At 44.9% G+C, this 14,258-nt stretch carries 10 protein-coding genes; 5 read left to right on the top strand and 5 right to left on the bottom strand.

Annotated elements, in window-relative coordinates; translation table 11 throughout:
- Positions 1-10 precede the first annotated feature (10 nt).
- The gene (locus EXM22_RS10060) at positions 11-5,494 is read left to right on the top strand and encodes an alpha-2-macroglobulin family protein (RefSeq protein ID WP_149486395.1); all 5,484 of its coding nucleotides are present in this window, start codon (positions 11-13) and stop codon (positions 5,492-5,494) included.
- On the top strand, positions 5,491-7,818 hold the full coding sequence (gene pbpC / locus EXM22_RS10055) for a penicillin-binding protein 1C (RefSeq protein ID WP_149486394.1): 2,328 nt from the start codon (positions 5,491-5,493) through the stop codon (positions 7,816-7,818). Before EXM22_RS10060 ends, pbpC begins: the two co-directional genes overlap by 4 nt.
- 12 nt (positions 7,819-7,830) lie before the next feature.
- Here pbpC and EXM22_RS10050 read toward each other — a convergent pair whose 3' ends face one another.
- A complete protein-coding gene (locus tag EXM22_RS10050) occupies positions 7,831-8,226 on the bottom strand; it encodes a pyridoxamine 5'-phosphate oxidase family protein (RefSeq protein WP_168203445.1) in 396 nt (131 codons plus the stop codon).
- 122 nt (positions 8,227-8,348) lie between these two features.
- On the opposite strand from EXM22_RS10050, the gene EXM22_RS18515 reads away from it, so the two are divergent.
- Both EXM22_RS18515 and EXM22_RS10040 read left to right on the top strand, forming a co-directional pair.
- Positions 8,349-8,723, top strand: coding sequence for a winged helix-turn-helix transcriptional regulator (locus EXM22_RS18515; protein WP_149486392.1), 375 nt, complete (start codon positions 8,349-8,351; stop codon positions 8,721-8,723).
- Positions 8,724-8,863: 140 nt separating this feature from the next.
- Positions 8,864-10,213, top strand: coding sequence for an MATE family efflux transporter (locus tag EXM22_RS10040; RefSeq protein WP_149486391.1), 1,350 nt, complete (start codon positions 8,864-8,866; stop codon positions 10,211-10,213).
- A 53-nt stretch (positions 10,214-10,266) separates the two neighbouring features.
- Here the strand turns inward: EXM22_RS10040 and EXM22_RS10035 are convergent, their stop codons facing one another.
- Positions 10,267-11,346 (bottom strand): zinc-binding dehydrogenase, encoded by a 1,080-nt coding sequence (locus EXM22_RS10035; protein WP_246157003.1) that lies wholly within the window; start codon positions 11,344-11,346, stop codon positions 10,267-10,269.
- 170 nt (positions 11,347-11,516) lie between these two features.
- On the opposite strand from EXM22_RS10035, the gene EXM22_RS10030 reads away from it, so the two are divergent.
- Entirely contained in the window at positions 11,517-12,002 is a 486-nt protein-coding gene (locus EXM22_RS10030) for a GNAT family N-acetyltransferase (RefSeq protein WP_149486390.1), read from the top strand.
- 63 nt (positions 12,003-12,065) lie between these two features.
- Here EXM22_RS10030 and EXM22_RS10025 read toward each other — a convergent pair whose 3' ends face one another.
- From EXM22_RS10025 to EXM22_RS10015, 3 genes are all read right to left on the bottom strand, one after another.
- Positions 12,066-12,605: a permease gene (locus tag EXM22_RS10025; RefSeq protein WP_149486389.1), complete on the bottom strand. Its 540-nt coding sequence runs from the start codon at positions 12,603-12,605 to the stop codon at positions 12,066-12,068.
- Positions 12,602-13,084 carry a permease gene (locus tag EXM22_RS10020; RefSeq protein WP_168203444.1) on the bottom strand — a complete coding sequence of 161 codons (483 nt, stop codon included), beginning with the start codon at positions 13,082-13,084 and terminating at the stop codon, positions 12,602-12,604. Before EXM22_RS10020 ends, EXM22_RS10025 begins: the two co-directional genes overlap by 4 nt.
- A gap of 161 nt (positions 13,085-13,245) precedes the next feature.
- Positions 13,246-14,217 (bottom strand): LacI family DNA-binding transcriptional regulator, encoded by a 972-nt coding sequence (locus tag EXM22_RS10015; protein ID WP_149486388.1) that lies wholly within the window; start codon positions 14,215-14,217, stop codon positions 13,246-13,248.
- Positions 14,218-14,258: the final 41 nt, after the last annotated feature.

Raw genomic sequence — 14,258 nt, 5'->3', positions numbered from 1 at the left:
GGAAAAACGAATGAAAAAAGAACTATTAATCCTGCTCACAGCCCTCACACTTTTCTCCTGTAGCGAAAATAAGAATCTTTCAAAAGTTGCAGATCTTCCCGGTGAGGAAATCACATTCTCCAATCCAGCCGACTTTACAGGACTCATCTCTTCATATTCTGCAGGAATCCTCAGCCGTGAAAGCTCGGTTCAAGTGATTCTGGCAACACCCCCTGTGGTCGATCTATCTGAGAATCAACTACAGGATCTCTTCCAGTTCGAGCCGGCAGTGAAAGGGCTTACAACCTTATCTGAAGACAGGACTCTCCTGTTTCAACCTGAAGAAACCTTGAAGAGCAGCCAATTCTATACAGTTCGTCTCAATCTAAATCAGATTATAGATGTACCCGATGATAAGAGTGAGTTTCGTTTCTCTTTCTCAACAATTGTGCAGGATCTGGAAGTCTTTATAGACAGGGTCGATCCCGTTGACTCTGAAACTCTGACTGTTTACGGCCGGATCAATACGGCGGATACGACCGACAATGATGCTATAGAACAGATCCTCTCCTTAGATGGAAAGGGTCTGGCTGTCAGCTGGGATCACAATCGGGAGAATCATAATTTTTCAATTGCCGGAATCAGCCGGAGTCAGGAATCCTCTATTTTTAAAATTCCATGGTCGGGAAAAAGTATCGGAGTCGACCGGAAAGGGGAAGAAAGAGTTGAAGTTCCGCCCTTGAATACCTTCCGATTTATGAGTTGGAAGAAATCCAATTCTTCAGTACAGTCCCTGGAACTACATTTTTCTATGCCTCTTGATCCGCAGCAGGAAACTTCAGGGCTTGTGAGGATTGGAACCCAGGAGATTCACAGCCTCAAAATCCAGGATAATCGTATCATTGTTTTTTATGAAAGGCTCAACATCAACGATAAAGAACTCAATGTCAGCCCCTCATTGAGAGATGTGAAGGGAACCACCTTAAAACAGGATATTCAGTTTAAGATTCCTGGATCTCAAGAAAAGCCTATGGCTGAATTCCTCACCGATGGTGGACTTCTTCCCTCGGGAGAACGTTTTCTCATTCCCTTGGAGGCGGTGTCCCTCAAGGCCGTCGATATTGAAATCATCAGAGTTTATGAAAACAATATGGTTCAATTTCTTCAGAATAACAGAGATCTGAAAGGTAAGTGGAATATGAACCGGGTGGGAAAACCTGTTGCTTTCCGAACTGTTAGTCTTGAAGGGCGAGGCGTCCAAAACCTGAATATTAAAAATACTTTTGAGCTTGATCTTACGCCCTGGGTCTCGCCCGAGCCGGGGGCTCTCTATCAGATCCGCTTATCCTTCAGGCGGTCGCAATCTCTTTATCCCTGTGAGGATGAACATAGTGAACAGGACGATCTACCCCTGAATAAGTCCCAATGGACAGGTCCCTCCTACAATAGTATGTGGGACAATTATTATTATTCTGACTGGAAAAACCGGGATAATCCCTGCTCCAACACATATTATGCCAGAAGAACTGATGAAGTCAGTTTTCTCTCCTCCAGCCTGGGGGTCATCGCGAAAATGTCCGATGTCAGCGGTATGACTGTTTATGTGACTGATTTGAACAGTGCCGGACCCGTATCCGGTGCGGATGTCGTTCTTTATGATTTTCAGCAGCAGGAAATAGCCCGGGGACAAAGCGATTCCGCGGGCTATCTCTATCTGAAGCCACAGGGTGTTCCCTTTGTACTTCAGGCTTCCCGGGATGGGATGAGCAGTTGGATGAGGGTAGATGACGGCTCCTCTTTGTCTGTCAGCGATTTTGAAATCGAAGGAGGAGATGTCCGGGAAGGGCTCAAGGGTTTCCTTTATGGAGAGCGGGGTGTTTGGCGTCCCGGGGATGAGATCTCCATGGGATTCATCCTCCAAGATGAGTTTCACAAACTCCCAGAGAGTCATCCTGTTGTTTTTGAACTGCTTGATCCTGAAGGCAGAAGAGTGGAAAAAATGATTTCTACGGATTCCACAGCTGGAATGTATCTCTTTCAAGTTCAAACTGATGATGAGGCGCCTACGGGATTCTGGACGGCTCGTGTCACAGTCGGAGGGAGTATTTTCTCGAAGACAGTCAGAATCGAGACTGTGAAACCCAACAGGTTGAAGATCACTCTGAACAGTCCTGCAGAACCTCTTGTGTCCGAACTGACCCTGATTCCCATGGAGGTTCGATGGCTCCATGGAGCCGTGGCCAGAAATATGAAGACTGAAACTGATATGGTTCTCAGTTCAGCAAAAACCAGTTTTGACGGATACTCTTCTTTTGAGTTTGATGATCCTGGAAAGTCATTTTACTCTTCTGCAGAAACCGTCTTTTCCGGGCAGATTGACGACCAGGGGCGGACTCAGATACGTCTGCCTATTCCCTTTGAAGATAAGAGCCCCGGTTTTGTAAATATAGATCTTCAGACCAAAGTCTTTGAGGAAGGGGGTGACTTCAGTGTTACACGTCATGTTTTGTCCCTGTCTCCCTATGAGAGTTATGTCGGAATTAGACCTCCCTCTGGTGATCAGAAGCGTGGAATGCTACTGACTGATGAAGATCATGAAATTGAGATTGTCAGTTTGAATCGAGATGGTAGCTTGTCGGAGCGTACAAACCTTGAAGTTGAAATGTATAAGTTGGACTGGAAATGGTGGTGGGATCGTTCCGAAGAGGATCTGGCTCATTTTGTCTCCAGTCATTACCGGCAGGCTATTGACCGGGAAAAGTTGACTCTGAAGGATGGGAAAGGAAGCTGGTCTTTCAGGGTTGATTATCCAGAATGGGGACGCTACCTCATTCGTGTCATTGATCCCATTTCGGGTCATTCCACCGGTAAGATCATCTATGTAGACTGGCCCGGATGGGCCGGATCTCCCCAAAGAGGCAATGGCATATCCCGGTTGAGTTTCTTTGCAGATAAGAAGGAATATACAACAGGAGAGCAGGCCATCCTCACGATTCCCAGTGAGGAGGGCGGACGGATTTTGATCAGTCTGGAAGATGCTACGGGAGTTCTCAATTCCTGGTGGGTCGCCTCGCTAGAGGGACAGACAACAGTTGAATTTCCAATTGAACCCTCTATGGCTCCCACTGTTTATGTACATGCCAGTTATGTCCAGCCCTATCTTGGCAGTACTAATGATCTGCCCATCAGGATGTACGGGATCATACCCCTTTCTGTGAGTGATCCGGCTACGCGCTTGGAACCGATCCTGAAGACGGCCTCCGTATTTGAACCTCGGGAACAAGTCTCTATTACTGTTTCTGAAAAACAGGGCCGGCCCATGGCCTATACTCTGGCTATCGTGGATGATGGCCTTCTTGACTTGACGAATTTTAAGACACCTGACCCTTGGTCCACCTTCTATGCGAAAGAGACTCTGGGCGTCAAAACTTGGGATATCTTCGACGATATCATTGCCGCCAGAACCGGCAGTTTCGGAACTCTTTTATCCCTGGGAGGTGGTGAAGGGGCCGATCCTGAACCTCCTCAAAAAGCAAGCCGGTTTGAACCTGTTGTTCGCTATTTCGGTCCATTTCAGCTGGAGGCTGGTGAGAAGGGAGTTCATCAGTTTGAGATGCCCCTCTATGTGGGGTCAGTCAGGATCATGGCTGTTGCAGCGGCAGGGACTGCGTATGGACATACAGAAAAAACAGTCCCCGTCCGTAGTGATTTGATGGTCTTGGGGACACTCCCTCGAGTCCTGGGACCGGATGAAGAAATTCTGCTGCCAGTCAATGTTTTCTCTCTTAAGGAGGGAGGCGGAGTTGTTACAGTCGGTGTTACAGCAAGCGGTCCGCTGGAGATTCTGGAAGAAAGCAGTCAGGATCTATTTTTTGAGGGACCTTCTGATGACTATGTTTATTTTAAAGCTAAATCTAAGGGAGAAATGGGAGCCGTCCGGGTTCGTTTTACCGCAGAGATGGAGGACCTCAAAGCGGAACAGTTCATCGAGTTTAATATCCGACCCTCAAATCCTCCAACAACTAGAGTGACTTCTCTCGTTTTAGAACCGGGACGCGAGCTGAGTCTACCCCTCCAAACCTTTGGTCTGGAAAATCAGTTCTCCCAGATCCTCGAAGTCTCCTCTCTGCCTCCGATCAATCTGGAGAAAAGACTGGATTATCTCATCTCATATCCTCATGGATGTGTCGAACAGACCGTCTCATCCGTGTTTCCCCAGCTCTATTTGCCTCAACTGGCAGAGCTCTCTGAATCCCGGTATTCAGACCTGGAAAAGAATCTCCGGGATGGTATTGAAATGTTGCAGCGCTTTCAGTTGAAAGAGGGCTCTTTTTCCTATTGGTCAGGCTCTCTCCACGCCAGTCCCTGGGGAACCAGTTACGCCATACACTTCTTATTGGAGGCCCAAAAAGCGGGGTATCATGTTCCATCGGATATGATTTCCGATTCTCTTTCCTATCAAAAGACAGCGGCCAATTTGTGGCGTCCGGGAGGGAGAGAGAGCTCCCTGAACCAAGCCTATAGGTTGTATACCCTTGCTCTGGCAGGAAAAGCAGATATGGCAGGTATGAATCGGCTCAAGGATTCAGATGCCCTCACTGTTGCCGCTAGGTGGAAGCTGGCAGCCGCTTATGTTCTGGCGGGACGAGAGGATGCTGCCAGGGATTTGACGAAAGGATTTTCTACTCAGATCAGCAGTAGTTTTGAAGTAGACAGCTATGGTACGGTTCAAAGGGATCAGGCTTTGGTGCTGGAAGCTTTGGCTTTGATGAACAGCAGGCAAGCCGGGGAGGAGTTGTTCCAATCCCTCGCTGCAAAACTGGCCTCGAATGAGTGGATGAGCACCCAGACTACGGCTTACACTCTGTTGAGCATCAGTCGTTGGCTGGGAGAGGATGCCGGATCAGAGCGGCCTGTTTTCTCCTGGAGGATCGATTCCGGGTCTGGAAATGATGTGACCGCGGATTCACGGTATTCCTTTGTAGATCTGCCAGCTCAGGATGGAAAACTCACTCTCGAAAACAAAGGGGACGCTCTGCTGTATGCAAATCTTGTGGCAAAGGGGACACCCTTGCGGGGGGAAGATCAGGATGAGCAATCAAATCTGGATCTTCGTGTGAACTACAGACCCAAAAACAGCGGAGAGTCATTTAATTCTCAATCGATAAGCTCCGGAACAGATTTTATAATGGAGATTCGAGTGGCTAATCCCCCCGGACAGCCTGAGAGGGAGAATCTGGCACTGGAACAAATTTTACCTGCGGGATGGGAGATCATCAATCCCCGGCTGTTTGCTTCTCAAGAATCAGATCGGGGACAGTTTGAATACCAGGATATAAGAGATGACAGGATTTATACCTATTTTGATCTGGCAAGGGGAGAGACTAAGGTTTTCAGTATTCTTCTAAATGCTTCCTACCGGGGACAATACTATCAGCCTTCTGTACGTTGCAGTGCCATGTATGATGATTCCGTTTCTGCGGTAAAAGCCGGTCGGACTGTCGAGGTCCGGTGAAATTCAGGATTCCTAAGCCCCTAAAATTTACAGCATTAGTTGTTTTGGGGGTCTTTTTACTGATTATTCTGATTCCACTTCCCCGGCCCCTCTTTGATACTCCCCGATCTACGGTTCTCATGGACCGGGAGGGGAGGCTTCTGGGAGGCCGGATTGCCCAAGACGAACAATGGCGCTTTCCCCGGGAAACGCAGATTCCTGAAAAGTATAAAATATGCATGATCCGTTTTGAAGATAAACGGTTTTATCTTCATCCCGGGGTGGATCTTCCTGCAGTTTTGCGTTCCCTGTATATCAATCTTAAAGCGGGTGAGATCCTCACCGGGGCTAGTACCATTTCCATGCAGGTCATTCGACTGGCACATCCCGGGAGGCCCCGTACAATTAGGGTTAAGGTTCTCGAAGCCCTTCAGGCTCTCAAACTTGAACTTGTTAACAGCAAAGAAGATATTTTGCTTTATTATGCCTCTAATGCTCCCTTTGGAGGGAATACTGTTGGACTTTCTGCCGCTGCGTGGCGTTACTGGAATAGAAATCCAGAGGAGCTTTCCTGGGCAGAATCGGCTCTTCTGGCAGTTCTTCCCAATGCTCCATCCCTGATGCATCCAGGCAAAAATAGAGAGCTTCTGCTTGATAAAAGAAACAATCTGCTGAAACTCCTAGCAGCCGAAGGAACATTGGATGAGATGAGCCTGTCTCTCTCAATAGAAGAGCCCCTGCCTGAGGAACCCTTGCCTCTGCCTTCTTTAGCCTCTCATCTTTTGCAGAGAGTCCTATTAGAGAAAGGAGCCGGCACGTTGCAAAAGAGCACCCTGGATTCGTCTCTTCAAGAGATGGTGAATAAAGAGCTGGCCCGCCATAGCAAAAGCCATAAAATTCGGGGTATTCACAATGCTGCAGTTTTAATCGCCGATCTGGAGAGCGGAGATGTTCTGGCTTATGCCGGAAACAGTCCCGATGATGGCAGCGGTATACACGGTCATTCTGTGGACATCATTACTGCCCCAAGGAGTACGGGCAGTCTTCTCAAGCCTCTTCTCTATGCTCTGAGCTTACAAAACGGACTGATTCTTCCGGATCAGTTGATCAAAGATACACCGGTCTTTCTGGGGGCTTACTCGCCTGAAAATTTTCACCGCAGCTTTGATGGAGCCGTTCCTGCCTCTCAGGCCCTGATCCGTTCCTTGAATGTCCCCTTTGTTCATCTCCTTCAGGAGTATAACTATCAGCGTTTTCATGGAGAACTACAGGTCCTAGGACTGTCTCTTCCCGAGGACGCCGATCATTACGGGCTTGCTTTGATTCTAGGCGGTGCTGAATCTTCTCTGTGGGAACTGACCTCTCTCTTTGCCGGTTTGGGAAGAAGGCTCAAGAATCCTGATGATGAAGCGCCATTTTTTGACTTGCGATATGATCCTGATGAGAATACAGTGCATCGGAAGAGCCTTTCTCCCGATGCAGCCTCTTTGTGGTTTACCTTTGAAGCCATGAAAAATCTCGTAAGACCGGAAGCCTCATGGGAGTATTTTCAGAATAACAGAGATGTGGCCTGGAAAACAGGAACCAGTATGGGCGGGCGGGATGCCTGGGCTATTGGGGTGACTCCCCAGTACGCTCTGGGTGTTTGGGTCGGAAATGCTGATGGAGAAGGCCGGCCGGGAATCAATGGTCTGAAAGCGGCGGCACCTCTTCTCTTCGATCTGGTCCGTCAGCTTCCAGAAGAATCTTCGGCAACTTCTGACTGGTTTGATCGACCTCTGGAGGGAATGCATCTTGAAAAGATCTGCACTGTGAGCGGGTATAAAGCAGGTCCTTATTGTCCTTCTGAGGATCGCTTGATTCCACTTAAAGGTGTCAGCACGATAAACTGCCCCTTTCATCAACTTGTCCATCTGGATCAGGAGGAGCTATACAGAGTCGATAGCCGTACCACCCCAATTCGTGAGATGCATCACCAATCCTGGTTTGTTCTTCCTCCGGTTCAGGAGTTTTATTACAGACGGATTCATAACCACTACAAACCTCTTCCTCCTTTCAAGGGGAAAGAAGAAGGGAGTAGGGGTCTCTCTTTCTTATATCCCCCCGCGGATGGAATTGAAATTAAGACACCTAGACTCTTGGGGGGTGAAAGGGGCGAGGTTATCTTTGAAGCAGTTCTGAGGGATAGTCAGAGCCTCCTGTACTGGCATCTGGACGATGATTATATTGGATTTACCAGGTATGATCACCAGATGGGAATCATGGCCGGATCAGGCCGGCACAGGGTGAGTATTGTCGATGAGAAAGGCAACAGTGCAGAAAGGTCTTTTTATTTTTCCAACTGACGTTTTACCCTCTCAAACGATTTGCTGACCGGCATTAGGACCTGCACTCTGATCATAGGCTTCGGTAGGTTCAAAAGTCCAAATCCCCTTACAGGGCATTCCTTTATTGGCTAATTCCTGCTTCACCTTGGCAAACAATGGACCATCCTGAAGGTATTCTTTAACAACAGCCTTTACCTGATAGGAGTCTTTACCCTTGACCGTTAAGATCGAAACCTGTTTGTTTTCTTTCAAGTTTGAAGATGTTTTCTGCATCAGGACTTCAGCAGCGCACAATAAGTCCGATTGTGGAGCCATTGTGCTGCCAATCACGACTGTATGAGGAATTCCATCTGCAGATAGGGATGTTAAAACCTTTGTGCTTTCCTTGTCATTGAGTAGAGTCATTACTTCTTTTGCCATTTTCATTTTTAATTGGTTCCTTTCGAGCATATTTTATATTACTATTTAAATAGATTTATCTTGAGTATGATAATAGGTTATACTGCTATTAAAAATACTAAGTATGATAATAATACCATGGGAGTTTCATGTCAATCGATAAGTACATTGAGGAATGTAAAGTTTGCACTGTAGACGAAAAAATCAAAGCGACCTTGTGTCCCGTATGTTTGACACAGCGGGTTGTGAGGGGCAAGTGGAAAATCGTTATTGTGTGGCTTTTAAGGGAGGAGGCAATGAGGTTTTCTCGCATAAAACAGTCAATACCCCATATTACCCAGGCATATTTGAGTGCCCAGCTCAAAGAATTGGAGTCGGATCGTCTGATTTTCCGTAAATCCTACGATGAAGTTCCTCCCCGTGTAGAATACTCTTTAAGTCCAGAAGGAAAGAGTCTGGTCGAGGTCATCCGGCATACTCAGGAATGGGGTGCCAGTTATATCAAAAGTCAGATAGACTCATAACCCTATTGAGCTGCCCAGATCATAGATATATCCTGTCATTTCTTTTCAGGATAAGGTATAAGGATAATCTTATCGATCATTTTTAATTGACAAAAATAAATGAAGATTGATAAATCAGATTTTTGGTATAAGGATATTATATGATTCAAAAAACAATGGATATGACAAAGGGATCACTACTGCCGCATTTGAAACGCTTGGCCATTCCTGCCAGTGTCGGTTTTCTGTTTAATACAATGTATAATATTGTGGATAGTTTCTGGGCAGGCCAGCTTTCTACAAATTCCCTGGCCGCGCTCTCTTTGAATTTCCCTCTTTATATGCTCATCATGTCTTTGGGGGTTGGGTTTTCTGCCGCTTCTGGAGCTCTCATCGCGAATGCTTTAGGATCCAATGAAGTCATAAAATCAAGGAAATATCTCAGCCAGTCACTGACTCTTTCCATTCTCTCTTCCCTGGTTGGGAGCCTTCTTCTCCTCACTTTTTTAGAACCCATATTTCTGCTTCTCAAAGCAGATGGTGAAGTATTAAGGGGAGCTGTTGCCTATGGGAGAATCATTGTCATAGGCATGCCCATTTTAAATCAGGCTCCAATTTTTTCATCCGCTCTGGCATCCCGGGGAGACACCGTTAGTTATAGGAATGTTCTTATCGCGGGTTGTATCATCAATATTGGACTTGATCCTCTTTTTATGTACACCTTTGGAATGAACGAAGCTGGTGTTGCTCTGGCTACCGTTCTAATTCAATTTCTGGGCCTTTTATATCTGATTCGAAAAGTGATATCCAGAGAAGGACTGAAAAATCTAAGATTCAGAGACTATATCCCAAAGAAACAATATGCTGTAGAGATCATTGAACAGGCTGTTCCGGCGTCGGCGAACTACCTCACCATGAGTTTGGGAACTTTTGTTATTACTTGGTTTATTTCCCGTTTTGGCAGTAATGCAGTGGCCGCCTATGGTGCTGCCATACGGGTCGAGCAAATTGCTCTTGTTCCAACTGTGGGGCTCAATGTCGCCCTTGCGGCCATGGTTGGTCAAAATAATGGAGCCAAAAGATTGGACCGGGTCGTCAGTTCCTATAAATTATCATTGTTGGGTGGGTTGGTTGTTATGGCTGTGATCCTTCCACCAGTTTTGATTTTTGGTAGACAAATTATCAGCCTCTTTACCGAGACTGAGGCAGTCATCCGCATGGGGTATGATTATCTCCTGCTTCAGGGATTCACTTTTTATAGCTATATCATACTCTTTCAAAGCAACGCCTTGCTCCAGGGGTTAAAGAAACCAGCCATGATAATGTGGATGGGAATTTACAGGCAAATTGCAGCACCGGCTCTAGTCTTTTCCATTCTTTGTTTTATTCTGGGAATGGCCGAAAGGGGAGTTTGGGTAGGACTCATTTTTATCAATTGGTCCGCTGCGATAATGACTCTTTTTCATGCTCTCTCCATCCTGAAAAGCCAAAAGGAGATCATCGCTTTATAGTATCTGTAACCTGATATAATCCTCCTTTAACGGATATTCATTCCATCATTGAGCTAGAGAGGATTTGGCAGGAGGACCATCTTTCCAAAATGCTTTTTTTGGAGGAATTCCTTCTGAGCTTCAACCATCTTATCCATGGGCATGCTTTTCCATATGAGAGGATGAATCTTTCCTTCCTCTATGTAGCTGATCAGGTTTTCAAACACACCCGGCTGCCAGGCAGTCCCGCCTTTCATGGTGATATCCTTCAGATAGAGTTTTCTCAGGTCCAGGGATACCATCGGTCCGGCAATAGCCCCTGAGCTTACATAGCGGCCTCCCCGCTTAATGGTTTCGAATAATTGAGGGAAGTTCTCTCCCCCAACCATATCCAGCACGGTATCCATCTGTATAGATTTGATTTGCTGGTCTAAGGGGATTGATCTATTGAGAGGAGTTGCTCCCAGTTTTTTTAAGTCATCCATCTTGGTGTGTCCGCATAAACCATAGATCTGGGCTCCTCTGATTTTTGCAAGTTGAACTGCCGCGGAGCCAACGCCACCAGAAGCCCCGGTTATGAGTATTGATTCATCCTTCTTGAGTTCTGCAAGGGTCAGTAGATTCTCAGCTGTACCGTAAGCACAGGGGATACTTGCCAGTTCAATATCGCTCCAATCGCTATGGACGGGAAAGACTTCTGTGGCAGGCACTGCGGTAAATTGGGCGAAAGATCCATCAATATCTGATCCGAACCAGGGCGTATAATTGTTCTGGCACTGACTCGCCATACAGGGGCGGACCAGTATCCGTTGCCCTAGGAGATGGGCCAGTTTCCCGGACCCGCAGGCAATAACTTGACCGCAGCAGTCGGTCCCTTGAATCAATGGAAAAGGGGTTGGCTTTCCCCATCCGCCATCTGGTTTATCTTCCTCTTCTTCTTTTTCCTGCAGTTGCTGTGTGCCCTTGTTTACCTTGTCGGAATACCAACCAAGACGGGTATTGATCTCAGTGTTGTTTATTCCTGCAGCCGAAACCTGTATTAGTACTTCATTTTCCTGTATTTGAGGAAGGGGAACCCGGCGGTATTGAAGTTTTTCAAATCCCCCTTGCGAGGTGGTGACCATGGCCCACATTTCGGAAGGTAATTTATCCATGCCAAAGGATAACATAATATTTCAGCGCTGAAAATGGCTGACTTCTATGGCTTAATATTCTTTATTTCGTGAGATAAATCCATGAGTGTATTATTATTCCCAGATTCCATATTGCCAATTGTAATCAATTCTCATATGGTTGTTTTAACAATCAAGAGGTCGGATTTTTCATGATACTAAGAGATGCAGTAAAAAATGATGTGAAAGAAATCTTGGATATTTATAATGAAGCAATCGTGAATTCCGTATCCACCTTTCATACTGAAGAGCAGTCTTTAGGTGAGAGAAATCAATGGTTTGATGAACATGGGAAAGATCATCCTATACTCATATTAGAGCTTGATGGGCATGTTGCCGCATGGGGATCCTTGTCTATGTGGAATCCTAAACCCGCTTACAATGGAACTGCTGAGCTCACCCTTTATGTGAATAAGGTTTTCAGAGGTGGAGGTTTAGGTAATGCCATGATGGAAGCCCTATTGGATAAAGCAAAATCAATAGGTTTGCATACATTGATCTCTCTTATTACATCCTCAAATGAAGCAAGTCTCTGTCTGCATAAAAAATGGAGTTTTTCAAAAGTCGGTGTTTTAAAAGAGAGCGGCTTTAAGTTTAATCAATACCATGATGTGGATATCTGGCAGATCATATTATAATTTTAAAACAATAATGCAGCCCATCTTCTCTCTTGTTGCTTCTGGCACCTTTCCGTGTAATTCCTAAGAATTGGACGTTTGAAATCTTTCGTATAAAATCTGTTTTTCTTTTGTATTGGTGCTTCTGTTTAAAATAAAAGAGATAGAAACGATGCCTATGATGCTTATCAACAATCGAGATACGGAGAATCTATAACCCAGAGCATTGGATTCAAATAAAAACATCGGAATCTTTGTGGTTGACCATGCCCCTATGAAGATAAACACATTATATATGCTAGCGCCTTTTTTCATCATCACCGAAGCTATAGGAAAGGCTCCATAAAGTGGTCCTGCCGCAGCCGATCCCAAGAAAAATGCTAAAAGAGCTCCTCTAATACCCGATTGTTCACCAAGCATGTTTATGATTGTTTCCCGGGGAACCCAAACATCGAATAACCCTAAAAGGATAAAGACCGGCGGAATGATTGAAATCATGGTAAGAATCTGGTTCGAAAAAGATCCTTTGACAGCTTCGGAGTGTCCAGGAAAAAGCATAATGATCAAGAGGAACAGAATGAACATGATAATCGTAAATCGATATCGTTTTAAAACTCCTCTCATATGGAAACCATCCAAGAAACAAAAAAGGCTGCAATAATGGAAAAGACAAAGGCTGTAGAATTTCTTATGATGGATATTTTTTTTCCAAAATAGGATATTTCCAGGGGGAGAGTGACAATTCCAACCATCATCAATGAGGAAACAAATGCTGCAATGGGAGCAAAGGCAGCACCATTTTCAAGTAACTCTGCAGCGGCAGGGAATGCGACAAAGCCGGGTATGAGGGTAATGCTGCCGACAATACTGGCCGCTAAAATGCCCCAAATACCTGAATTGTCACCTAATAGCTGAGTAATCTTTTCCTGATCCAGAAAGGCAATGGCCAGGGCTACCAAAAATATAACCGTTAGAAACTGGGGAAGAATCTTTTCTAAAGACATAATGGCTTTCTTGAGAGCTTTCACAGTTTTGTTACTATCTTTTATTAAAGAGATCAAGATGGCTACCACGGTGATAACATATATGATGATCGTGTTCAAATATGATTTCTCCTTCCTGAAAGAATAGAATTCAAATTATGAAACTAAAGGAGAAGAGTCAAGTAAATATGCGATGTTTCTTTAATCGGAAACGGATATCTTTATTTTTGAAGACTAAAATAATAAATGAAAATTGGACCTGCATTACACAAGCTTTCAATTTATATGGTTTCACCATCAATCAGATGAGCTTTCATCATAATTCGGCGGGATGGTTTCTCTTCGATTAAATCTAGAAGCACTTCCATGGATTTCATGGCGAGAGATTCTACAGGATAAGCGATAGTTGATAGTCGAGGGGTAATATGTCTCAGAAAGGAGATATTATCAAATCCCATTAAACCGTAATTCTTAGGAGAGATCAAACCACGGTTTCTAAAATCGGTCATAATATCCAATGCAAAAATATCATTGGAACACAAAACGCAGGTCCTTTTTGGCTGTTCTTTAATAATTTCATAAGTCGACTGAATAAAATCTCTCTCGGTAATGTATTCAGTTTTAAGCCCTGATGATGATTCTTCAACGCCCTTAAGTCGTTCTTCAATTGTGTATAGATTTCGGCTTCCTCTGTAGCGTAGAGGGGGACTTACATAGATTAATTTTTCATATCCTTTTGATTTTATTGTTTCTACAGCTTCAATCGTAGCCTTTTTTTCTTCCACACCCACAAAGGGAAAATCATCGTCCAGAAAGTTACATAAATGGACAAGAGGTATGTGTAGGCGATTGAGGAATTGTTTGTATTTAGCTCCTATATTCATGGGGAAGTGGATAATACCATCGACTTTCATACCGGCCATTTGTTCTAATGCATGGTATTCTGACGCCGGAGTGCCATCCATAATTCCAAGATGAAGAGAGTACCCCTTATAAAGTAATTCTTTATTGAGAATATTGATAAGCTGACCAAAAAAAGGATTCTGAATATCAAGTACAATCAATCCAATGATATTTGTTCGGCCTGTGGCAAGACTACGGGCCATCAAATGGGGCCTGTATCCCAGTTCTTCGGCAAGTTTCTTTACACGCATTTTCGTTACTTTGTTGACATCAGGTTTGTCGTTTAAGGCTCGATTTACAGTTGCTATTGAACATTCACATAACTTGGCAAGCTCTTTTATCGTGATCATTACTGTATGCTCCAATTTAGAATTATCTTAACACATCAAAT

The organism is Oceanispirochaeta crateris (assembly GCF_008329965.1).
Lineage (GTDB): Bacteria > Spirochaetota > Spirochaetia > DSM-2461 > DSM-2461 > Oceanispirochaeta > Oceanispirochaeta crateris.
Note: the sequence above shows the minus strand (reverse complement) of the source record. Positions and strands in the feature narration are given on the sequence as shown.

What these genes read in the sequence shown, in the direction of transcription:
- EXM22_RS10030 (WP_149486390.1), top strand. Translation starts at nt 11,517, where the DNA reads ATGATACTAAGAGATGCAGTAAAAAATGATGTGAAAGAAATCTTGGAT.
- EXM22_RS10040 (WP_149486391.1), top strand. Translation starts at nt 8,864, where the DNA reads ATGATTCAAAAAACAATGGATATGACAAAGGGATCACTACTGCCGCAT.
- EXM22_RS18515 (WP_149486392.1), top strand. Translation starts at nt 8,349, where the DNA reads ATGTCAATCGATAAGTACATTGAGGAATGTAAAGTTTGCACTGTAGAC.
- EXM22_RS10060 (WP_149486395.1), top strand. Translation starts at nt 11, where the DNA reads ATGAAAAAAGAACTATTAATCCTGCTCACAGCCCTCACACTTTTCTCC.
- EXM22_RS10015 (WP_149486388.1), bottom strand. Translation starts at nt 14,217, where the DNA reads ATGATCACGATAAAAGAGCTTGCCAAGTTATGTGAATGTTCAATAGCA.
- EXM22_RS10035 (WP_246157003.1), bottom strand. Translation starts at nt 11,346, where the DNA reads ATGGATAAATTACCTTCCGAAATGTGGGCCATGGTCACCACCTCGCAA.
- EXM22_RS10025 (WP_149486389.1), bottom strand. Translation starts at nt 12,605, where the DNA reads ATGAGAGGAGTTTTAAAACGATATCGATTTACGATTATCATGTTCATT.
- EXM22_RS10050 (WP_168203445.1), bottom strand. Translation starts at nt 8,226, where the DNA reads ATGAAAATGGCAAAAGAAGTAATGACTCTACTCAATGACAAGGAAAGC.